Origin of the sequence: Tautonia sociabilis (genome assembly GCF_003977685.1) — a bacterium.
GTDB lineage: Bacteria > Planctomycetota > Planctomycetia > Isosphaerales > Isosphaeraceae > Tautonia > Tautonia sociabilis.
The window spans coordinates 1-20546 of record NZ_RYZH01000002.1; the positions used below are offsets into that span (position 1 = coordinate 1).

Annotated in this window: 18 protein-coding genes and 2 tRNA genes; 8 read left to right on the forward strand and 12 right to left on the reverse strand. The window is 69.2% G+C overall.

Going from position 1 to position 20546, the window contains the following annotated elements; genetic code table 11:
• Window positions 1-222 precede the first annotated feature (222 nt).
• The 3 genes from TsocGM_RS01125 to TsocGM_RS01135 all read left to right on the forward strand — a co-directional run bounded on the left by TsocGM_RS01125 (window position 223) and on the right by TsocGM_RS01135 (window position 4576).
• Complete coding sequence (locus tag TsocGM_RS01125; RefSeq protein ID WP_233578149.1) at window positions 223-2268, forward strand: S9 family peptidase; 2046 nt, start codon at window positions 223-225, stop codon at window positions 2266-2268.
• A gap of 150 nt (window positions 2269-2418) precedes the next feature.
• Window positions 2419-2928: a hypothetical protein gene (locus TsocGM_RS01130; protein ID WP_126723483.1), complete on the forward strand. Its 510-nt coding sequence runs from the start codon at window positions 2419-2421 to the stop codon at window positions 2926-2928.
• Window positions 2915-4576: a formate--tetrahydrofolate ligase gene (locus TsocGM_RS01135; protein ID WP_391731118.1), complete on the forward strand. Its 1662-nt coding sequence runs from the start codon at window positions 2915-2917 to the stop codon at window positions 4574-4576. The genes TsocGM_RS01130 and TsocGM_RS01135 overlap by 14 nt, the downstream gene beginning before the upstream one ends.
• A 22-nt stretch (window positions 4577-4598) precedes the next feature.
• On the opposite strand, the gene TsocGM_RS01140 is transcribed toward TsocGM_RS01135, so the two are convergent.
• The 7 genes from TsocGM_RS01140 to ilvD form a co-directional block, all read right to left on the reverse strand.
• Entirely contained in the window at window positions 4599-6713 is a 2115-nt protein-coding gene (locus tag TsocGM_RS01140) for a redoxin domain-containing protein (RefSeq protein ID WP_126723485.1), read from the reverse strand.
• A 267-nt stretch (window positions 6714-6980) separates the two neighbouring features.
• Window positions 6981-7835 carry a SirB1 family protein gene (locus TsocGM_RS01145; protein ID WP_126723486.1) on the reverse strand — a complete coding sequence of 285 codons (855 nt, stop codon included), beginning with the start codon at window positions 7833-7835 and terminating at the stop codon, window positions 6981-6983.
• Window positions 7832-8461, reverse strand: a complete 630-nt coding sequence (locus tag TsocGM_RS01150) for a hypothetical protein (RefSeq protein WP_126723487.1) — start codon at window positions 8459-8461, stop codon at window positions 7832-7834. Before TsocGM_RS01150 ends, TsocGM_RS01145 begins: the two co-directional genes overlap by 4 nt.
• Before the next feature lie 34 nt (window positions 8462-8495).
• The gene (locus TsocGM_RS01155) at window positions 8496-8852 is read right to left on the reverse strand and encodes a twin-arginine translocase TatA/TatE family subunit (RefSeq protein ID WP_233578151.1); all 357 of its coding nucleotides are present in this window, start codon (window positions 8850-8852) and stop codon (window positions 8496-8498) included.
• Window positions 8853-8987: 135 nt separating this feature from the next.
• The gene (locus tag TsocGM_RS01160; protein WP_233578153.1) at window positions 8988-9224 is read right to left on the reverse strand and encodes a Sec-independent protein translocase subunit TatA/TatB; all 237 of its coding nucleotides are present in this window, start codon (window positions 9222-9224) and stop codon (window positions 8988-8990) included.
• A gap of 85 nt (window positions 9225-9309) precedes the next feature.
• Window positions 9310-9618 (reverse strand): hypothetical protein, encoded by a 309-nt coding sequence (locus tag TsocGM_RS01165; protein ID WP_126723488.1) that lies wholly within the window; start codon window positions 9616-9618, stop codon window positions 9310-9312.
• A 400-nt stretch (window positions 9619-10018) separates the two neighbouring features.
• Complete coding sequence (gene ilvD, locus TsocGM_RS01170) at window positions 10019-11716, reverse strand: dihydroxy-acid dehydratase (protein ID WP_126723489.1); 1698 nt, start codon at window positions 11714-11716, stop codon at window positions 10019-10021.
• Window positions 11717-11882: 166 nt separating this feature from the next.
• Between ilvD and TsocGM_RS01175 the strand changes: the two genes are divergently transcribed.
• Window positions 11883-13010 carry a D-TA family PLP-dependent enzyme gene (locus tag TsocGM_RS01175; RefSeq protein ID WP_126723490.1) on the forward strand — a complete coding sequence of 376 codons (1128 nt, stop codon included), beginning with the start codon at window positions 11883-11885 and terminating at the stop codon, window positions 13008-13010.
• 339 nt (window positions 13011-13349) lie between these two features.
• Here the strand turns inward: TsocGM_RS01175 and TsocGM_RS01180 are convergent, their stop codons facing one another.
• The 4 genes from TsocGM_RS01180 to TsocGM_RS01195 all read right to left on the reverse strand — a co-directional run bounded on the left by TsocGM_RS01180 (window position 13350) and on the right by TsocGM_RS01195 (window position 17368).
• Entirely contained in the window at window positions 13350-13880 is a 531-nt protein-coding gene (locus TsocGM_RS01180) for a hypothetical protein (RefSeq protein ID WP_233578155.1), read from the reverse strand.
• 2 nt (window positions 13881-13882) lie between these two features.
• Window positions 13883-14737: a sugar phosphate isomerase/epimerase family protein gene (locus TsocGM_RS01185; protein ID WP_126723491.1), complete on the reverse strand. Its 855-nt coding sequence runs from the start codon at window positions 14735-14737 to the stop codon at window positions 13883-13885.
• 121 nt (window positions 14738-14858) lie between these two features.
• Window positions 14859-16430: a glycine--tRNA ligase gene (locus TsocGM_RS01190; RefSeq protein ID WP_126723492.1), complete on the reverse strand. Its 1572-nt coding sequence runs from the start codon at window positions 16428-16430 to the stop codon at window positions 14859-14861.
• 155 nt (window positions 16431-16585) lie between these two features.
• Window positions 16586-17368: a 2-phosphosulfolactate phosphatase gene (locus TsocGM_RS01195; RefSeq protein ID WP_126723493.1), complete on the reverse strand. Its 783-nt coding sequence runs from the start codon at window positions 17366-17368 to the stop codon at window positions 16586-16588.
• Window positions 17369-17478: 110 nt separating this feature from the next.
• Between TsocGM_RS01195 and TsocGM_RS01200 the strand changes: the two genes are divergently transcribed.
• A complete protein-coding gene (locus TsocGM_RS01200; RefSeq protein WP_126723494.1) occupies window positions 17479-18264 on the forward strand; it encodes a hypothetical protein in 786 nt (261 codons plus the stop codon).
• An 82-nt stretch (window positions 18265-18346) separates the two neighbouring features.
• On the opposite strand, the gene TsocGM_RS01205 is transcribed toward TsocGM_RS01200, so the two are convergent.
• On the reverse strand, window positions 18347-19153 hold the full coding sequence (locus TsocGM_RS01205) for a hypothetical protein (RefSeq protein ID WP_126723495.1): 807 nt from the start codon (window positions 19151-19153) through the stop codon (window positions 18347-18349).
• Between the two features lie 216 nt (window positions 19154-19369).
• Here TsocGM_RS01205 and TsocGM_RS25705 point away from each other — a divergent pair.
• The 3 genes from TsocGM_RS25705 to TsocGM_RS01215 all read left to right on the forward strand — a co-directional run bounded on the left by TsocGM_RS25705 (window position 19370) and on the right by TsocGM_RS01215 (window position 20380).
• Window positions 19370-19470: transfer RNA gene (locus tag TsocGM_RS25705), tRNA-Sec, on the forward strand.
• Between the two features lie 275 nt (window positions 19471-19745).
• The gene (locus TsocGM_RS01210) at window positions 19746-20009 is read left to right on the forward strand and encodes a hypothetical protein (RefSeq protein ID WP_126723496.1); all 264 of its coding nucleotides are present in this window, start codon (window positions 19746-19748) and stop codon (window positions 20007-20009) included.
• 282 nt (window positions 20010-20291) lie between these two features.
• Window positions 20292-20380: transfer RNA gene (locus tag TsocGM_RS01215), tRNA-Ser, on the forward strand.
• Window positions 20381-20546: the final 166 nt, after the last annotated feature.

Here is a 20546-nt window from a genome sequence, read left to right on the forward strand (position 1 = left end):
ATGCCGACGTGGTGCACGGGAGTCCTCCGGTTCGGTGGGGCAGGAGTTCGGTTCTACACCTCCAGTCTTCCACCGGCTCGGGGCCCCGGGCCCCGTCGGCTCGACCTCCCCTCTCATAGTTTCAACGAACTCGCGAAACCATTGACGAGAATCGGACTTCCGTCAATCCATCCCAGCGCACCCGCAGCGCACCAAGCAGCGCACCTCGAGGATCCGACGACCATGACCCGACTCGTCCCGCTGATGCTCTTGGCCTTCCTGGCCTTCGCCGGCCGGGCGTTTGCCGCCGGCCGACCGATGACGGTCGACGACCTCCTGGCGGTCAAGACCGTGTCCGACCCGCAGGTCTCTCCGGACGGCTCGCTCGTCGTCTACGTCGTCTCGGAGGTCGACCGGGAGGCGGGGAAGTCGAGGAGCGATCTGTGGCTCGTCCCCGTCTCCGGAGGCGAGCCGAAGCGGCTGACGACCGCCTCCGGGGCCGACTCGCACCCGAGGTGGAGCCCCGACGGGAAGACGATCGCCTTCCTCTCGGATCGGGGCGGTTCCTCCCAGGTCTGGCTCTTGCCCATCGACGGCGGCGAGGCCAGGCAATTGACGAATCTGCCGATCGACGTTGACGGCCCGATCTGGTCCCCCACTGGCGATCGGCTCGCCGTCGTCGCCCGCGTCTATCCGGGAACCACTCCGGAGGAGACGGCGAAGCGAGACAAGGAGCGGGCCGAGCGGAAGAGCCAGGTCAAGGCGTATGACCGCCTGATGGTCCGCCACTGGGCCTCCTGGGACGACGGCAAGCGCAGCCATCCGTTCATTGTCGACGCCTCGACCGGCGAGGCCCGCGATCTGGCCCCGGACCTCGATGTGAATGTCCCTCCCGCCCCCTTCGGCGGCTCGTCCGACTACACCTTCTCCGCCGACGGCCAGACCCTCGCCTTCACCGCCGAGCCGCTCAAGGACCACCCCTGGTCCACCAACACCGACATCTGGACCGTTCCCGTCGCCGGCGGCGCCCCGACGAACCTGACCGCCGCTAACCCCGCCGCCGACGCCCAGCCGTCCTTCTCCCCCGACGGCCGGTTCCTCGCCTATCTGAGCCAGTCCCGGGCCGGGTTCGAGGCGGACCAGTGGATCCTCAACCTCCTGCCCACCGACCAGATCGGTGCCGAAGGGGTCCGACCCGTGCCGCTGACCGCCGCGATCGACCGGCCGGTCTCCGCCTTCTCCTGGGATCCTGAACGGCCGTCCCTGCTGGCGGTCGTCGACAGCGGCGGCGACAGCATCATTTACGAGGTCCCCGCTCTCGCCCGGATGGCCCCCCGCCCCCTGCTCTCCGGCGACGGCTCCTACGATTCCCCCCAGCGGGCCGGAGCCGCGATCGTCTTCACCCGATCCTCGGCCGATCGCCCCGCCGAGCTCTACGTCGATCCCCCCGGCCCGGACAACATCCGGGCGCTGTCGCATCACAATGACGAGCTGATCGCCCAGCTCGACCTCAACCCCGCCGAGTCGTTCACCTTCGCCGGCGCCGACGGCGACGAGGTCCAGGGCTGGCTCGTCCGGCCCCCCGGGTTCGACGCCTCGAAGACCTACCCGGTGCTGTTCCTGATCCACGGCGGCCCGCAGGGCTCGTGGCACAACAGCTGGCACGCGCGCTGGAACCTCGCGCTGTTCGCCGCTCCCGGCTACGCCGTGGTCGCGGTCAACCCGAGGGGCTCGACCGGATTCGGCCAGACCTTCACCGACCAGATCAGCACCGACTGGAGCGGCCGGGTCTTCGAGGATCTGATGGCCGGGCTCGATCATGCCCTGGAAACCTACCCGTTCCTCGACGGCGACCGCATGGCCGCCGCCGGCGGCTCGTACGGCGGCTACATGGTCAACTGGATCGCCGGCCACTCCGACCGCTTCAAGGCGCTGATCTCGCACGCCGGCGTCTTCGACCTGCACAGCATGTACTTCACCACCGAGGAGCTCTGGTTCCCCGAATGGGAGTTCGGCGGACCTCCCTGGACCAGCCCCGAGCAGTACCAGATCCACTCCCCCAGCAATTTTGTGGAAAAATTCCGGACACCCACTTTGGTTCTCCACGGGGCCCTCGACTTCCGGGTGCCCGACTCCCAGGGGCTCGGCATGTTCACCGCCCTCCAGCGCCGGGGGGTTCCCAGCCGGTTCGTCTTCTTCCCCGACGAGGGCCACTGGATCGCCAAGCCGGCCAACCGGGTCGTCTGGTGGGACGAGGTCCATCGCTGGCTGGCCCGGTATCTGCCCTGACCAACCCGGAAGCCCCCCGAGGGTCACCCTACCGGATTGTCAAGGGGCGGGAGGACCGCTAGCATCGGGCTTCGGTCCCCGGGAATCCGGACCGGGCCCGCCGGCTTGATTTCCTCAGGTGCCGCCGCATCGGGTCAGCAAGGTCTTCACATGCACACGCCACCCCGAATCGACTCCGCGGCGGGCCCGGACGACCGTCTCGGGACCTTCGACCACTGGGCCGCCGGCCGGAAGGACCCGAGTCAGGTGGCCCAAACCTTCTCCGTCCAGAGCGACGATGCTCGCAAGGAGCGGGGCGCCGTCGGGCCGGCGGTCAACCGCCGCTACCCGCATCCTAGGTACGGGCTCCGGTTCCACTGGGCCATGCTCCGGATCGCCGGGGTCACCTCGTCGGCCTGCCCGGCGCTGGCAACGATCCGAGAGGCGGTAACTGAGGTCCCGCCGGACGACGAGCACGCCCGAGGTGACGCCCAGCGGCGGCGGCTGCGGGACGCCCGGCGATCCGAGTCGATGCGGACGGCCGCTGAAATCGTCCCCGGCTGGTTCGACGACCGGGAGGACTGCTGGCGTCCCCCCTTGCTGCTCGCCCTCGACGACCTCGGCGTCGGCCCCGCCGATCGGCCTCTCGAACAGACAACCACAGGACATGTCGATGCCTGACACGTCGCCCGACCGGCAGCCGATCTCCGCCATCGCGGCCCAACTTGGCATCCCCGAGGACCTGCTGGAGCCCTACGGCCGGGACAAGGCCAAGGTCCGGCTCGAGGCGCTGGAGGCGGCCCGATCTCGGCGATCTCCGGGCAAGCTGATCCTCGTCTCCGCCATCACCCCGACGCCGGCCGGCGAGGGGAAGACGACCACCTCGATCGGCCTGGCCCAGGGGCTCCGCCGCATTGGGGAGGAGGCCTGTCTGGCCCTCCGCCAGCCGTCGATGGGGCCGGTCTTCGGCCGCAAGGGGGGGGCGACCGGCGGCGGGGCGAGCAAGGTCGAGCCCTCGAACGTCATCAACCTCCAGTTCACCGGCGACTTCCACGCCATCACCGCCGCCCACAACCTGCTGGCCGCGGCGCTGGACAACCAGCTCCACTTCGGCCAGACGCCGCTCGACCCGCGGCGGGTCCTCTGGAAGCGGGCGCTGGACATGAACGACCGCGCCTTGAGGCGGTTGGTCATCGGCCTCGGCGGCCCCGGCCAGGGGGTGCCCCGGGAGTCGGGCTTCGACATCACCGCCGCCAGCGAGGTCATGGCCATCCTCTGCCTGTCCGAGTCGTATGATGATCTGAGGGCGCGTCTCGATCGCATCCTCATCGGCTACGACCGCGACGGCGGCCCGGTGCTCGCCTCCAGCGTCGGCGTGACCGGGGCGATGGTGGCGATCCTCAACGAGGCGCTGATGCCCAACCTCGTGCAGTCGACCGAGGGGGGGCCGGCCTTCGTCCACGGCGGGCCGTTCGCTAACATCGCCCACGGCTGCAACTCGGTCCTCGCCACCCGGATGGCCCTGGCCCATTCGGACTACGCCGTCACCGAGGCCGGCTTCGCCTTCGACCTGGGGGCCGAGAAGTTCTTCGACATCAAGTGCCGCTCCGCCGGCCTGAACCCGGCCGCGGTGGTGATCGTCGCCACGGTCCGCGCTCTGAAGATGCACGGCGGCGTCGGCCTGGACGACCTGACGACGCCGAACCCCTCGGCCGTCGAGCGCGGCCTGGAGAACCTGGCCGCCCACCTCGAAGCCGCCCGACACTTCGGCAAGCCCGTCGTCGTGGCGATCAACCGCCGCCGAGAGGACACCGACGGCGAGCTCGGCGTCGTCCACGCCTTCTGCGAGTCGTTCGGCGTCCCCTGCGCCACCGCCGACGTCTTCGGTCGGGGAGGAGCGGGGGCGACCGAGCTGGCCGAGCGAGTCGTCGCCGCGGCGGAGAAGCCGGAGACGCCCTACCGGCCCCTCTACGATCTCGACCTCTCCCCCGAGGCGAAGATCGAGGCCATCGCCCGGTCGATCTACGGTGCCGACGGCATCAGCCTCACCGCGGAGGCTCGGACCAAGCTCCGCAAGGCCGAGCGGCTCGGCTACGGCGGCCTGCCGATCTGCATGGCCAAGACCCAGGACTCGCTCTCCGACAACCCGAAGCTCCGGGGACGACCCCGAGGGTTCACCATCACGGTGCGAGACATCGAGATCGCCGCCGGGGCGGGCTTCCTGGTCGCGCTAACCGGGGATATCGTCCGGATGCCGGGGCTCCCAAAGCAGCCAGCGGCCCTTCGGATCGACGTCGACAGTGGAGGGCAGATCACCGGACTCTTCTGAGGAGAGGGTCGGCCGGCCCTCCTCAGTGGCGAGTCACCGTCATCACCCCCTCCGCCATGGCCGCCGCGATCGCCCGGTCGAGCCTCATGAGCGTCTCGCCGGTCGCCCCAGTCTCGCGGTGGACGACCCGGCCCTCGCGGTCGAGCAGCACGAGGGTCGGGTAGTACTTCACCTCGAAGGCTGAGGCGACCGGGCAGGTCCCGTCGGCCGGGGCGAGCAAGATCGGGAACCGGAGCCCCAGGCGCCTGGCGGTCCGGGAGACGGAGCGAGGCCCTCCCTGGCCGTTCCGCTCGTAGGCGATGGAAACGACCCGGAGCCGATCGGGGCCGAACTGCCCCTGGAGTTCGTCCAGGTGCGGCAGGGCGGCCAGGCAGGGATCGCACCAGGTGCCCCAGAAGCAGAGCAGCACATAGTCGGAGTTCGCCTCGCTGAGCCGGAACGGACGGCCCTGCACGTCGGGCAGCTCGAAGTCTCCCAGCCTGCCGCGCTCGGCGTCGAACTCGATCCTCGGCTCGACGGCCGGGGCCTCCTCTCGGCCGGGACGGATCAGCCGCAACAGGCCGGCTCCCCAACCCGATCCCGCGGGCTCCTGGCCCTCGTCGGCCGGAGGGGAGGCCTCCGGCCCTCGGGGATCGAGCGGCTCAGGAGGGGGGAGATCCCCCCAACGCACCACCCGATTGGAAGCTTCCGGATTCGGCTCCAGTTCGAAGCGAGGATGCTCCCCAGGGGTGCGATCGACCTCCAACGGATCGGACGACGGACCGACCCTGGCCGGAGTTCGAGCCTCCTGGGGATCCTGATCCGGGAGGGGGGCGATCCGAGGACCGTCGGCCAACCGTTCTGGAGACGGCTCGGGATCAAAGGAGCCCATCTCTTCCCCATGCCCATCGGGCACGATCGTCGGATCGGGACCGATCGGAGATCGTTCCGGCGTCGCGTCCTCGGCCGGCGACCCCTCCCGAGACGGAGGAGCCCCGGTCGGCACCCGCATCGCCCCAGGGCGATCCGCACCGATCGGCGCGAGGGGAGCGTTCGTTCGGTCGTCCCGAGGCTCGACGACTGGGGGCGTGTCGGTCATCAAGAGCGGAGGATCCGGCTGGTCGGCCTCTCGCTCCGACTCCGGCTCGAAGATCCGTACCGTGGGAGCGGCTCTCTCCTCGATTGGCCGGACGGGAGCCGGCGACGGCTGGGAGGGGGGCGAGGGGGATCGGGTTCCCGACGGCTCCTTCAGAAGGGGAGGATCGAGTGCCCCGCCAGGAGCGGGATCGAGGATCGGTTCGGGGAGCTCGATCTCGTCGGGGATCCGGGACGATTCGGCCAGCGCCCCGAATCGATCGGGAGGGGGATCGACAGGGGACCGCTCGGTCTCCGGGAACAAGTTCGGTCCCTCGGGAGCGGCCGAAGCCCGGACGACCGAGGAGGACTCCTCCCGATCGGGGTCGAGCGAGGCGCGACGGACGCCGTCGCTGGGAATCCAGCCGGCTCTGGAGTCTCGATTGGTCCCGGGGTCGGGCGGCGGCATCCTCCCGGGAATGTCCGGGCGATACGACCGGATCGGGACCCGGTCGGGTTCCTGGGGAGGAGCCTCGAAGAGTCGGACACCAGAGGCTTCAAACCGGCTACCGGAGGTCACCTCGGCGCGGTTCGGTTCCTTGACCGAGGCGACCCGAATCTCGATCTCCTCGGCCGGGGTGGAGACGGTGGAACGGCCGAGCAACAAGTCGTCACCGTCGTCCCATTCGGCGATCAGGGTATACCGCTCTCCCGGTCGGAGCCCCTTGAGCAGGAACCGGCCGGAACGATTGGTCGTCCCCTCGACCTCCCTCCCCGCCGGGGCGCCATCGACGGCGAGCCGGACTCGGGCGTTGGCGACCGGAACGCCCTGGTCGTCAACGACCTGGCCGATGACGCGGTCGGAGGAGGGACCTTCGGCCGGGGGGTCCACGCGGCTGGAGATGGTCGAGGGAGTTCCCTCTCGGGTCGCCGGTCGATCCGGACGGGCGCCGACCCCGGCGATCGTGCGGATCTCGGGGGCCCGGCCCAGGGCCAGCCCACCCCTCGGCAGGTTCCGGCAGCCGGCCTGGCCGAGCACGAGCATTGCGGCCACGATGATCGAGCCGACCGTGCGGATCTGCAACGACGAGCCTCCGCCCCTCCCCGAACCGGCGACGAACCCGATCACGATGCCCCGAGTTCGGGAGCTTCGGCCCGAGTCGAGGCTTCGGTTCGTCCTCCTCGTCAGATCATCGGCCGGATCCGGAAGGGACTTGAGGGGATTCTCCTGGTTCTACCAGAAATCCTGCCCTCGGGGCGGACGGAATGGGGGGGATCGACCGTACCGGGCGCCGACGCGCGCGGGCTTCGGGAGCGGCCCTGGCCGGACCAGGACGCTCGGAACCCTCGATCAGCTGGACCGGCCGCTCCGACGCCTGGCCTCTCGGAGGATCGAACGGATCGCCGGGGAGTCGGAGGCCTGGGGGACCTGCTCAAGGTAGGCGGAGAGCTGGGCGACCGCCTCTTCGGGGCGCTCGACGGCGAGCGAGGCGATGCCGAGATCGCGACGATGCTCGGGCTCGCCGGGCCGGAGCGCGACGAGCCGTCGGAGGACCGGCCAGGCAGCGGCGAGCTCACCGCGATCGAGGTAGACCGCCTTGAGGTTGCGAAGCATCCGGGCCACGATGTCCGACGTGGCGCAGGGTTCGAACAGGGCGTCGTCCAGCTCGATTCGGCCGCCGGATCGGGAGGAGATCAGGCGTCGGCAGCCATCCCGATCGAGCAGGGCCCCACCGTGGAAGGCGTCGATGAAGACGGGGGGCCCGTCGTCTCGGTCGGCCCGGAGGACGAAGTGGGCTGGGAGGTTCACGCCGTGAAGCGTGACGCCCACTCCCAGGGCGACCGCCCGATACAGCACCGCGAGGCTGATGGGGATGCCGGTGCGTCTCCTGAGGACTTCGTTGAGGTAGCTATTCCTCGGGTCGTCGTAGTCATCCTCATTCCCCGAGAACCGCTCCTCCACGTAGAGAACCCAGTTGATCTGCCGCAAGGCGTCCTCGGTGCCCGATTGGGAGGGGAGTCGGGGGCCAATCCTCCGGGAGAGGGAGGCGATGCGATCCAGGCAGGAGGCGGGATCGAGGTCCGGGTCGGCGTCTCTGGCGAGTTCCAGGGCGATCCGGGTGAGGTCGGCGTCCTCGTCCCCAAGGAGGAGTCGATTGAACTCGGGGCTGTCGGGGATCGGGGGGCGCACGGGGAAGGGCCTCACGCGTCGGAGATCGTCGGGCCAGCCGAGGCGCGATAGAAGCAGGCGGTGGCCAGGAACGAGGAGGCGGCGGCCTCGCTGTCGAAGGCTCGGATCGGGAGGACGGGGCCGGGACGGGTGACATACCGGCCAGTGGATGTGTCAAAGGAGACGAGGTCGAAGCGGATGAGATGGCGATCTGAGGAAATGGCGGCGATGCTCGGCCAGGAGCGCCGGATCTCGGTGGTCCCCGACTCCCGGATGATCAGCTCCGAGGGGGTCAGCTCGAACGTGGTTTCGAAGGGAGACTCCGTCGGTCTCCGGCCTCGCCAGCGCTGCGAGATCGCTCCCGCGCCGACGATCAGGGCAAAGCCAGCGAGGGCGATGCCCGTCGGGAGCAGGGCCTCGGAAGGCCAGCGCCCCTCGGGGGACCGAGCGAGCACCGCGAGCACGACCGCGGCGAGGGTCGTGAACGTCACCGGCTGCAGGACCCACCCCCGAGCCGAGGGCGCAAGAGCCCGCCTCAGGTCCTGGTCCGAATAGCGGAAGGTGACGGAGCAGATCGGGGGGTCGCGTTCGGTGACGCGATCGACCGGCAGACCGGGAGCGGGCACCGGGGGCGTGAACCGGTTCTCTTTGGGGTCGCTCATCGGGGCGGCGGGGCCTCCATCGGGCCGAGCCGGATCAGTCGTAATAGGGTTGGGGATCGAAATCCGAGGCGGTCTCGCCGCGGGGAGAGGGCGCGGCGGTGGGAGGCTCGAACTTGGGGACCGCGGGATCGGGGGAGAGGTCGTTGGTCACGGCCGGGGCGGCGTTGGCGGGGGTGTAGGGGCGGGTCGCGGAGTTGGCGGTGCTGGTGACCTGCCGGTTGATCGAACGGAGCTCATCCTCGACACCGCTGATGCTGCGGCGGAACTCGGCGATCCCCTTGCCGAGCGAACGCCCGACCTCGGGAAGTCGTTTGCCGAAGAGCAGGACGCCGAGGATGCCGATGATCACCATCTCCTGCGGGCCGATGCCGGGCAGCAGGGCGTAGAGCATCGATGGAAACTCCCGGAGCGAGGCGGAGAAGTCGTCAGAAGCGGGGCCGGGGGCGGCGAGAGGGGGCGGGGCGGCCGATGCTCGGGCACCCCGCCCTCGGGAGGACGGCGGGATGGGAGGCGGTCGAGCCGGCGATCAGACGTCGGCGCCGGTCTCGGCCTTCTTGGCGTTCGCGTCGGGCTTGCCGGCCTCATCCAGCTCCTCCTCGATGGAGTTCATCCCCTTCTTGAACTCGACGACGCTCTTCCCCAGCGAGCGCATGACGCTGGGCAGACGGTTGCCGAAGATCAGCAGGGAGACCATGCCGATGACGGCCAGCTCCCAGGGGCCGAACGAGGGGAGCAGGGCGAAGGTGATCAGGTCCTGGAACATCTCGGGGGCCTCCGGGTCGGGGAACGTCGGGGGATCGATTGGGGGACGCGGACGGTGGATCAGGGTTTGGGGTCGATCGGTCGAGTCAGCGGGCCGTTCCCCTGGGCTCGTCGATCGATACGGCCTGCGAGGAGATCGTCGCCCGAGTGGCCAACCAGGCGGCGATCGCCAGCAGCAGCACGACGATCAGAGCGACCTTCGTCCTCCGGTCGAGCCAGGGCTTCGGAGGCTCGGCCGGCGGGCCGGGCCGGGTCGGACGCCGGGCCGGCAGAGCGGAGAGCACGGCCGCCCAGGACCTCGGCAGCAGGAGGCGGATGAGCGGGTTGCTCAGCGCGGGGGTGCGGCCGGCGATCCAGAACACGACGCCCAGGGTGATCGCGAGCTTCCACAACACGGCGAAACCTCGGCGGGACCTCCGGGATCGGCCGAGACACACAGGTACGATCGCTTGCGCGGACTGACCGCGAGCGAGGACCGGTCATCGGTTCGAGGTTGTACCCGCGGAGAGGCGTCGCTCGGGGGCGGGTCGCACCGGATTCGAAGGTGGTCGTCCGAGGCACGAGTGGGGAAACGAACCTCGATGCGGAAGGCCCGACAGATCGGAGCCGACCGAGGCCAGAGCGTCTCGACAGGGACGACGCGAGGCGGGTTCAATCTCATTCTATCCTACCGGCCCCTCCGGACGTGTCAAACGGTTTCCCGGGCTGGTCAAGACCTCGGGGCCCGGGACGGCGGAAGGGGCCGCCGCCGGGGCCTCTCGGAGAGGCTCCGGCGGCGGGAAGGACCGGCCGGGATCACGGAGCGGACTTCGGCTCGGGGACCCGGGTGACGGCCCCCTCGGAGGCGGACGAGACCAGGGCCGCGTACTTGGCCATCACGCCCGTCTGATATCGGGGCCTGGGGGCGGTCCAGCCGGAGAGCCGGGCGGCCAGGTCGTCTTGGGAGAGCGCGACGTCAAGCCGGCGGTTGGGGATGTCGAGGGTGATGACGTCGCCGTCTCGGAGGGCGGCGATCGGCCCTCCCCGGGCGGCCTCGGGGGCGACGTGCCCGACCATCAGGCCCCGGGTGGCACCACTGAAGCGGCCGTCGGTCATCAGGGCGACCGTCTCTCCCAGACCGGCGCCGACGATCGCGGCGGTGACGCCGAGCATCTCCCTCATGCCAGGGCCGCCGGCCGGCCCTTCGTAGCGGATGACGACCACATCATTCGGCTGGATCTGGTTCGAGAGAACGGCGGCCATCGCCTGCTCCTCGGACTCGAAGACCCGGGCCGGTCCCTGGTGGTACTGCCGCTCCGAGCCGGCGACCTTGATCACGCAGCCCTCGGGGGCGAGGTTCCCCTTGAGGATCACCAGGCCTCCGGTCGGCTTGAGCGGATTGTCCAGCGGGCGGACGACCTCCTGCCCCGGCTCCTCGACCGCCACGGCCGATTCCTCGGCGAGCGATCGGCCGGTGGGAGTGAGCTGGCCGCCATCGAGCTTGCCGGCGTCGAGCAGGCGCTTCGCGACCAGGGGGACGCCGCCGGCTCGGTCGAGGTCGGCGGCGACGAACCGGCCGCCGGGCTTCAGGTCGGCGAGGGTGGGAGTGCGAGCGCTGACGGTATCGAAGTCGTCGATCGTCAGCGGGACGCCGATCTCCCGGGCGATCGCCAGCAGATGGAGCACGGCGTTGGTCGAGCCTCCGGTGGCGGCAACACCGGCGATGGCGTTCTCGAAGGCGAGCCGGGTGAGGATCGACTTCGGCATGAGCCCCTTGCGCAGCTGATCGACGACGAGCTTGCCGGCCTTGTAGGCGACCTCCTTCTTGCGGGGGTCCATCGCCGGGGGGCTGGCGGTGCCGATGGGGGAGAGGCCGAGGAACTCGAAGGCCAGGGCCATCGTGTTCGCCGTGAATTGACCGCCGCAGGCGCCAGCGCCGGGGCAGGCGACGCCCTCCAGCTCGTGCAGCTCCTCGTCAGTCATCCGGCCCCGGGAGTGAGCCCCGATGGCCTCGAAGACGTCCTGAACGGTAACGTCCTTCCCCTTGTAGTGGCCGGGGGCGATCGAGCCGCCGTAGAGGACGAAGCCGGGCACGTCAAGCCGGAGCAGGCCCAGGGCGCAGCCAGGCATGGTCTTGTCGCAGGCGGCTAGGCAGATCACGGCGTCGAAATAATGCCCGCGGCCCATCAGCTCGATCGAGTCGGCGATCACCTCCCGGCTGATGAGGCTGGTCTTCATGCCTTCGGTGCCCATGGTGATGCCGTCGCTGATCGCGATGGTGTTGAACTCCATGGGGGTGCCGCCGGCCTCCCGGATGCCCCGCTTCACGTCCACCGCCAGGTCTCGGAGGTGGAAGTTGCAGTTCATCGTCTCGGTCCAGGTGTTGGCGACGCCGATGATCGGCTTCCTGAGGTCCTCCTCGGTGTAGCCGATCGACTTGAGGTAGGATCGGGCCGCGGCTCGGGAGGGACCGTCGAGGAGCAGACGGGAGCGGTGGCGGGGGTCGAATTCCATCGTGGGAGGGCCTCGCGGAGGGGGGATGGGGCGCGGAGACGTGCGGTGGGTTGTGCCGGGTCTCGCGAAAGCCGATATTGTGGCGAAACCCCGGCCTCGATGCCAGCGGAACGCCCCCCGTCCGGGGCCTCGCGTCGCGGGCCGGACCGACCGAGGCGGATCGACCATGAGCGCGCTGGCTCCCGAACCGAGGTATCGGATTGACGAGGTGTCTCCGATCCCCAGCCCTTCGCTGATCGTCTTCGTCGACCTCGTGCGGGAGAACCTTGCCCGGATGATCGAGCTCGTCGGTGATCCGGCTCGGCTCCGACCGCACGTCAAGACGCACAAGATGCCGGCGATCGTCCGGATGGCGGTCGAGCTGGGGATCACCAAGCACAAGGCCGCCACCATCGCCGAGGCCGAGATGGCCGCTCAGGCCGGGGCGCCCGACGTCCTGCTCGCGTACCCGCTGGTCGGACCGAACCCGGCTCGCATGGCGAGGCTGATGACGGCGTTCCCGAGGACGACCTTCCGGGCCGTCGTGGACGACCCTGGGGCGGCGAAGGCGCTGTCGGAGGCGGTCGTCGGGCTCGATCGCCCGTTGCCGACCCTGCTCGACCTGAACGTCGGCATGGACCGCACGGGGATCCTCCCGGGCCCGGCGGCAGAGGAGCTGTATGCCGAGGTCGCCCGCCTCCCCGGGCTGGAGCCCGACGGCCTGCACGCCTACGACGGACACACGAAGGCCCGCGACCTGACCGAGCGTCGGGCGTCGGTCGGGAACATCGTCGAGCGGGTGCTGGACCTCCGGGGACGGATCGAGGCGAGAGGCTTGCCCGTCCCGAGGATCGTGATGGGAGGGACTCCCCCGTTCCCGATCTACGCCTCGCTTGACCTGCCCGGCCTGGAATGCTCGCCGGGGACGGTCGTGCTCCAGGACACCGGCTACGGGACGATGTACCCCGATCTCGGCTTCACGCCGGCCGCCCTGCTGCTCGGCCGGGTGATCAGCCGGCCGAAGGAGGGGCTGCTCTGCCTGGACATCGGCTCGAAGGCGGTGGCGGCCGACCCGGCGGGCGATCGGGTGACGGTTCTGGGCATTCCCGGCGCGAAGCTCGGCTCGCAGAACGAGGAGCATCTCGTCGTCGAGACGAGCGCCGCGTCCGACTTCCCGCCAGGAACTCCCGTGCTGGCGATCCCCACCCACATCTGCCCGACCTGCGCCCTGCACAAGGAGGCGATCGTCGTCCAAGACGGCCGAGTCATCGACCGCTGGCCGGTCGTGGCTCGGGATCGGGAGCTCACCGTCTGATCGAGCGATTGTTTCGCCCTTCCAGACCGCCCGGCGAAGAGGACTCGCTAGGCTGACTCGACGGCTCGGGCTCGATCGGCGTCGTCGCCGGCTCGCATCGCGGCCACCAACGCGCGGAACTCGTCGTCCGAAGCCGATCGCACGAAACGATCAGACCGGGGGCCGGCCGCGATCGGCAGGATCTCCGGGGTCGTTTCGCAACCCCGGGCAAGGACGAGGCCGAAGAGGTTCCGGTCGACTTCCGAACGAAGCCGTCAGGTCGAGGTGTCGGCGCCTTCCTCGCGGAGGAGCCGGCGTTCGATCGCGGATCCTCCCGGCCGGTTGTGCCAGGGAACCCGATCAGATGAGGTTCCGCACGGCCTGATCGAGGGCCCGAGCGAGTTCCTCGGGCCGCTGCGAGCCGATCAGCACGGTGGAACCATCGTGGAGCGTGATGCGGACGGCGCGGTCCCCCCGGGCGGAGAAGACGCGCTCGCCGTTGCGGCAGCGGTGAATGCCCCAGCCGCCGCAGTCGGCCAGGGGGCGGTAGCGGACGGGTTCGACCGATCGGATCTCGCAGAGGGGGACGACGTGGCGGTAGGTCGGCAGCAGGCCGAACCAGATGCGGAGGTCGGTGGGAAGGACCTCGGTGGTCATTCTCAGCAGGCCGACGACGAGCATCGGCGGCAGGCTCAGACAGAGCGCGGCGGCCAGCGGGAGTTCTCGCCAGCCGGGCCAGCCAAGGAAGGGGGTGGCCGGATCGACGTGCCAGGCGACGACACCGACCGCCAGGGCGGCGATCGCCGCCAGGCCGGCGTAGATCCAGCCGCTAAACCACTGGTCTTCCCGGTAGATGGCGACCGGGGGCCGGTTGATCATGACGATCGACACGGTCAGGCCTCCACCGATTCGGACTCGGCCCCGGGGGGAGGGGCGAGGTGGCTCGCCAGCGTCCGCTCCAGGGCCTGCAAGGCGATTCCGACAACGCGGTCGGCGGGCATCTCCCAGAGCATCGGGTTGAGCACCTCGAGCGACACCGGCCCTCGGTAGCCGATCCGGGCGAAGTGGTCGAGGATCGGTCCGAGCGGCAGGTCTCCCTCGCCGGGCAGGATGCGGTCGGAGTCGCTGGCCAGTTCTCGGGGAACGCCGCTGAGGTCGCAGACCTGAACCAGGGTCAGGTTCTCGGGGGAGAGGTAGGCGAGGTCCTCGAACTTGCTCGGGCCGGTGTAATAGTGGAAGGCGTCGAAGCAGACGCCGACGCCCGGGGCACCGCTCTGGGCGACCAGAGCGATGGTTGTATCGAGGCTGGCACAGAAGCGTGCGGTCTTCTGGAACTCGATCGCCAGGCGGACTCCCTTCGGGCCGGCCAGCTCGGCGGCCTCGATGAGCGAGGCGGCGGCGCGGTGCAGGTCGTCGGACTCGGGGGAGGAGACAAAGTCGGGAGCCACGACGAGGGTCGGCACGCCAAGCTCGGCCAGGAGGTCGAGCCGGCGGCGGAAGTGATCCCAGTGCGCTTGCCGCTCCTGCCCTCGGGACAGCAGCAGGCCTCCCTGGAAGGACGCGGCGACGGGGAGAATCCCCTCGCCATCGAGCAGAGCGCGGGCTTCGCCGACCGGCCGACCGCGGAGGAACTCCTCGAGCTTGGTGAGCCAGAGCTCGACCGCCCGCCAGCCGGCCCGCCCGAGGGCCGGAATCTCGGCCTCGAACGGCGTGCCGAGGGTGGTCGCCTGATTGAAACAGGGCTGCATGTCTCTCCGTCCTGCCTGAGGCGGGCCGGTGCCTTGGGGGCGAGGGACGATCCGATCGTGGTCATCACGGGGGCGATCGCCGCTGGGGATCGGGGCCGGACGACTCCCCCCGGGGGCGAGGTCATGAGCCAATGCCGGCCAAGTCAGCCGAGCCGTCCAGTAGGTCGCCGATCAGCCCGACCAGGCCCGAGGCCGGGACGCGTTTCTGGACAAGCGAGTCGCGGTCGCGGAGCGTGACCGTGCCGTCTTCCAGGGTCTGGCCGTCCACGGTGATGCAGTAGGGCGTGCCGGCCTCGTCCTGACGACGGTAGCGGCGGCCGATGGCCCCCTTCTCGTCGTAGAAAACGTTGTGCCGGCGCTTGAGGTCGCGGTAGATGGCCTCGGCCCGCTCGGGCATCCCCTCCTTCTTGACCAGAGGGAAGACGGCGGCCTTGATCGGCGCGAGCCTCGGGTGGAGCTTGAGCACGGTGCGCGCCTCTCCTCCGATCTCGTCCTCGGTGTACGCCTCGCAGAGGAAGGCGAGCGTGCCGCGGTCGGCACCGGCCGAGGGCTCGATGACGTGGGGCAGGAAGCGCTGCTTGGTGTCCTCGTCGAAGTAGGTGAGATCCTTGCCGCTGAACTTCTGGTGCTGGCCAAGGTCGTAGTCGCCGCGATGGGCGATTCCCTCCAGCTCGCTGATGCCGAAGGGGAACTCGTACTCGATGTCGGCCGTGGCCTGGGAGTAGAAGGCGAGCTCGTCCGGGTCGTGGTCTCGGAGGCGAAGCCGGTCGCTGCGGAGGCCGTGGCGGACGTACCAGTCAAACCGCTCCTTGCGCCAGTACGCGTACCACTGCTGCGAGTCCTCGGGGCGGCAGAAGAACTCGATCTCCATCTGCTCGAATTCTCGGGAGCGGAAGGTGAAGTTCCGAGGCGTGATCTCGTTGCGGAAGCTCTTGCCGATCTGGGCGATCCCGAAGGGGAGCTTGACCCGGCTGGTGTCGAGGACGTTCTTGAAGTTGGCGAAAATGCCCTGCGCCGTCTCGGGGCGGAGGTAGGCGACGCTGGAGGCGTCTTCGAGGGCGCCGACGTTCGTCTTGAACATCAGGTTGAACTGACGGGGTTCGGTCAGGGTGCCGGGCTCGTCGGCGGAGGGGCCGAGCACCCGGGAGCGCTCCTCGGGGGACAGGTGCAGGTAAAGGGCGGTCGTCGCGGCCGGAGGATCGCCGAGGCTCGCCGGCTTCGTCTTCAGCAGCTTGGCGGCCTTTGGCCGGGCCAGCTCCCAGGCGTCAAGCGGGGAGGCGCCCACGGCCGAGACGCGGTGCTCGACCCAGCTGGGGAACTCCAGGCCGGTCGCCCCCTGCCGAAGGTGCTCGGCGTCCGGTCCGGGCATCTCCCGGGCGAGGCCGAAGACATAGAGCTGGTCGGCCCGGTAGCGCTCCTTGGTCTGCTTGCAGTCGACCATCGGGTCGACAAAGCCGCCGACGTGGCCGGAGGCCTCCCAGACCCGGGGGTTCATGATGATCGAGCAATCAAGCCCGACCATGTCGTCTCGCCCGGTGACATTGTCGCGCCACCAGGCGTCCTTGATGTTCCGCTTCAGCTCGACGCCCAGCGGTCCGTAGTCCCAGAAGCCGTTGATGCCCCCGTAGATCTCGCTCGACGGGAAGATGAACCCCCGGCGCTTGCAGAGGGAAACCAGCTTCTCCATATCCATCGGTTCGCGTCTCCTCGGGGCAGACCTTGGCCTGGCCCGCCCCGGTGCGGGGTGGGGTCGTCTGGTCGTCGTCGAAGGCCAGAACGGGACATCCGCTCGCCCGTTGAGGCTCGCGCCTCCGAGTTCGGGCCGGCTCGATCGTCCGATCGAGGATTCTACCCGATCCCCGGTCCTCCCGGCGCCCCCGAGGCGACGATTCGCACGGGATCGCGGTGCAATTCGGGCACGAGGTCGAAGCGATCGATCCGGGAGGCGGCCTCGAGGTCCGCCCGGAGGCCCAGCTCGGTCACACGACGCCCCCCCCTGCCCCGTGCAAGGATCGCCGCAAGGGACTCCGGGGTTTCCGGATCCGGTGCGACCGATTCCCAGGCGCCCGAGGCAATCCGGGCGGCGTCGTTCCCGAACGACCCGCCGTGATCCCGGACCAGCTGGGACGTAATCCAACCGGCCAGCAGCGAATCCTCGAAGCTGATGAGGCCATCGGTCCCCGAGCAGACCAGGTGGATGGGGGTTACGGACCCCTCAAGGTGGCGGAGGACCGCCCGGCGGTTGATGAAGGCGCCGATGAGCACTCGGTCGGCCTCGGCGGCGGCGAGGATCGCTCGGGTGCCGTTGGTGGTCGTCATCACGACCGTCTTCCCCCGGCAGGCCTCCGGGGAGAACGACTCGGGGGAGTTCCCGAGGTCGAACCCCTCGATCGGGATCCCGAGCCGCTCGCCGGCCAGAAGGGTCGAGCCGGGAGGCCGGCCCGCCGCGATCGATCGGGCCTCGTCAATCTCCAGGCAGGGGACGATCGCCTCGCTTCCCGAGGCCAGGGCGTGAACCATCACGGTGGTCGCCCGGAGAACGTCGACCACCACAGCGACTCCCCCGGCCAGGGCTCCGGGGGGGATGAGGGCGGGGAGCAGGTGGACGGAGACGGGACGGTCGGTCGTCATGGGGGCGAATCGCCTCGATCGGCCGGAGGAGGATGGTTCGACTTCACGAGTCCTCGGGCAGATCGTATCGTGCGGGCTCGGATCGCCCCCCCAGGTCGAGAGGTGCTCGGATGCCGCAACCCAAGGGACGCTCGCTGCCGCTGTCCGGCCCGAGACGGTTCATCCTGGACATGATGCACTTCGCCCGACAAGTCCCATCGGTGCCGGTGGGCCGGGCGATGCGGCTCGGCCCGCTGGCCGAGGCAAGGGCGGGTCACCCGATTCGCCCCTCCTGGTCGGTCCTGTTCCTCAAGGCGTTCGGGATGGTCTGCGAGGCCCACCCCGAGCTGAAGCGGGCCCTCCTGACGGTCCCGGTCCCGCGGCTGTACGAGCACCCCTATTCCATCGCCGCACTGGCGATGGAACGCGAGCACGAGGGAGAGCCTTGCGTCGTCGTCGGCCTGTTCCGGGCGCCGGAACGGCAGTCGATCGCCGAGTTGCAGAAGGCCCTGGACGAGTACCGGAGCCTGCCCCTGGATCGCGTCGGCTTCTTCCGGCAGATGCTCCGGATCAGCGGGTATCCGGCTCCGGTGCGGCGGTTTCTCTGGTGGAGCACCCTGCACGTCTCCGGCCCGAAGCGGGCGAAGCGGCTCGGGACCTTCGGCCTCTCCAGCTACGGCGCCCTGGGGGCCGAGTCGTACCACCCGATCAGCCCCCTGACAACGACCCTGACCTACGGGCCGATCGACGCCGAAGGCCGGGTGACGGTGAAGCTCATCTACGACCACCGGGTTCTGGACGGCGCCCAGGTCGCCCGTCGGCTGAAAGACTTGGAGGCGGCCCTGCTCGGTCCGGTCCTGGAGGAGCTTCGGCGGTCGTCCGGGGCCGTTCCCGACATTCGAGAAGAGGCGGCGTGACCTTGAGCCGTGGCTGGCTGGACAAGGCTCGCCGCCGCCCCTCGGCGGGAGATCGGCGACGGCCTCAAGATGCCGGTCGGACTCACTCGTCGACTCGGAGCTTGCTCATGATCTGCTTGAGCTGCTCCTCCTTCGAATTGATGAACAGGACGTGATCCAGCACGACCTGACGATCCGTCGCGCTGAAGTACAGCACGAGCCGACCCGAGCCGAGCCCGAGGAGGAACTCCAGGACATCGGGGATCTCCTTGGTGAACTTCAACTGGAGGGTCGGGAAGCGTTCCAGGTCGCTCAGCGGGCCGTGGTGGTGCAGGACCTCGTTGGAGCGAACCTCCCAATAATCGAGGTAGCGCGTCATCCAGATCACCGCGAACATGACCGCGAGGATCGCCGAAATGGCGAAGTAGAAGCCGGCGTTGGCGGTGAAGTAGAGGTGCCGGGAGAGGTAGGTCAGCGGAGAGAGGAAATCGACTCCCTGGGAAGCGAGATAGAGCATCAGGAAGACGATCATCAGGATGAAGAAGATCACCGCGATCAGGGTGAACCGAGGGAAGTCAAGTGACATCACCATCATGTTCACACCGAAGACGATGAGGAAGATCACCCCGAAGATATTCTGCCAACTGGAGAAGCGTCGGACCTTCGGGGGAGTCAGCTCGGCCTGGGCCTGGGCCTCGGCGCCGTCGGCCTCGACAACCTGGGCCTCCTCGGCGACCGGGGGGCTCGTCTCGGGCTGGGCATCGCCGACGATGAGCATCCCGATGCCGCAGATCAGGGCGAAGACCATCGTCGGCCAGATGAAGATGATCTTCGGATAGGAGAAGATCTTCACCGACTCCAGATCGGGCTTCGGTGTCGGCGTTTCCTGGGCTTTGGGGTCCGCGGCCATCGCGAGCGACTCCTGGGACAGGGTAAGCGGTTCCGGGGCCGGCGCGATCCGTTCCGAGATCGGCGGCGCCGCGTCGGGAGCATGGTAACGGCGGCCCGGCTTCCGGAATAGCCCCCGCCGTCCCTGGGCGATTCGCCCTTCACCCGGAGAAATTGGGGAACCTGGCCGAAGGGATCTCCCCGGCCGTGTCGAGGTCGAGTAACCTGGAGTCCCCGGGGGAGCGGGCGCACGGCTGGTGCCGGCCCTGGTCTTCAAAACCAGTCGGGCGGCCTGGAGACAGGTCGCCGGTGGGTTCGATTCCCATACGCTCCCGTCCAGTCGACCGGCATCGTGCCTGCCGATGGCGACCGGCTCCGGCCGGCGTCCCGATCGGGGTTCGGCCGTTCCCCCGGAACCGGATGAGTCGCTCGGGACGGGAGGCTGATCCGACAACGCCTCGGGGCTCCCGGAACCGACTCCCGAACCTGATCATCGAATTCGCTCTTGGACCTCAACCGACACCCCATTCCGACGGTCATTCGCTATACTGCGAGTGGGGCCGCGTCGACGTGAGGCGGTCGATCTCGGGGCGTCGAATGCAAGAGGTCGGCAGATGGACGGGAACCCGAACGAGTCCCAGCGTTCTGTCCATTCCTCGTCTGGAAGCCCCGCCACGCCTCCTTCGAGGAACACCGACCCCGGCCGCCCCCGACCATCACGTTTCTGGACCCTCGACCAACTCCACCTTCAGGGCTGGATCGGCTATCTCATCGCGCTGCTGGTGCTGCTGACGATGCTGATCATCGCGGGGCGAGCCGTCACGTCCTGGATGCTTCAATACTCCGAGGCATCCTCATCCGATTCGGCCGAACCTTGACGCGAGTGGCCTGCTCGCTGATGGCCTCAATCTGATCATCGATCCCGACCTGAGCCCGCTCGAGCCATTCCTCCCGGGCGCCTCAATCCGGGTGAGGCCACGCGACCGCTCGAGGCGGAAATGACGAATCAGCGGCCTTTCTGGTTGGTTCACGCGACTCGACTCCCTGATGATCTGGAAAGAGACGGCCGGAGCGGGTAAGATCAAGGACGTGACGCGAGTTCGGAATGTGCCCCCCCTGCTGAGGGGGCATTCTTTGGCGCATCGCGTCGACGTTCGACTGGAGAGGTGACCGAGAGGCCGAAGGTGCGGCACTGGAAATGCCGTGTACGGGTCAAACCGTACCGAGGGTTCGAATCCCTCCCTCTCCGCTTGATATGATCCCCAAAGGGCTTGCGTCCAAAGGTCGCGAGCCCTTCCTTTTTTCCCTGCTAACCGCCCGTACCGACCAGCCGCCCTGTGGTTAACAGAATCAGTTAACAGCCCCTTGCCCGGAAAGCGCCCCGGCCGTACCATCACGGACACGGCATCCGCGGT

Coding starts and splice junctions, on each gene's coding strand:
- TsocGM_RS01190 (WP_126723492.1), bottom strand. CDS start 16,430: ATGGATATGGAGAAGCTGGTTTCCCTCTGCAAGCGCCGGGGGTTCATC.
- TsocGM_RS01185 (WP_126723491.1), bottom strand. CDS start 14,737: ATGCAGCCCTGTTTCAATCAGGCGACCACCCTCGGCACGCCGTTCGAG.
- TsocGM_RS01195 (WP_126723493.1), bottom strand. CDS start 17,368: ATGACGACCGACCGTCCCGTCTCCGTCCACCTGCTCCCCGCCCTCATC.
- TsocGM_RS01160 (WP_233578153.1), bottom strand. CDS start 9,224: ATGTTCCAGGACCTGATCACCTTCGCCCTGCTCCCCTCGTTCGGCCCC.
- ilvD (WP_126723489.1), bottom strand. CDS start 11,716: ATGGAATTCGACCCCCGCCACCGCTCCCGTCTGCTCCTCGACGGTCCC.
- TsocGM_RS01175 (WP_126723490.1), top strand. CDS start 11,883: ATGAGCGCGCTGGCTCCCGAACCGAGGTATCGGATTGACGAGGTGTCT.
- TsocGM_RS01155 (WP_233578151.1), bottom strand. CDS start 8,852: ATGCTCTACGCCCTGCTGCCCGGCATCGGCCCGCAGGAGATGGTGATC.
- TsocGM_RS01150 (WP_126723487.1), bottom strand. CDS start 8,461: ATGAGCGACCCCAAAGAGAACCGGTTCACGCCCCCGGTGCCCGCTCCC.
- TsocGM_RS01200 (WP_126723494.1), top strand. CDS start 17,479: ATGCCGCAACCCAAGGGACGCTCGCTGCCGCTGTCCGGCCCGAGACGG.
- TsocGM_RS01205 (WP_126723495.1), bottom strand. CDS start 19,153: ATGGCCGCGGACCCCAAAGCCCAGGAAACGCCGACACCGAAGCCCGAT.
- TsocGM_RS01125 (WP_233578149.1), top strand. CDS start 223: ATGACCCGACTCGTCCCGCTGATGCTCTTGGCCTTCCTGGCCTTCGCC.
- TsocGM_RS01210 (WP_126723496.1), top strand. CDS start 19,746: ATGGACGGGAACCCGAACGAGTCCCAGCGTTCTGTCCATTCCTCGTCT.
- TsocGM_RS01135 (WP_391731118.1), top strand. CDS start 2,915: ATGTCGATGCCTGACACGTCGCCCGACCGGCAGCCGATCTCCGCCATC.
- TsocGM_RS01130 (WP_126723483.1), top strand. CDS start 2,419: ATGCACACGCCACCCCGAATCGACTCCGCGGCGGGCCCGGACGACCGT.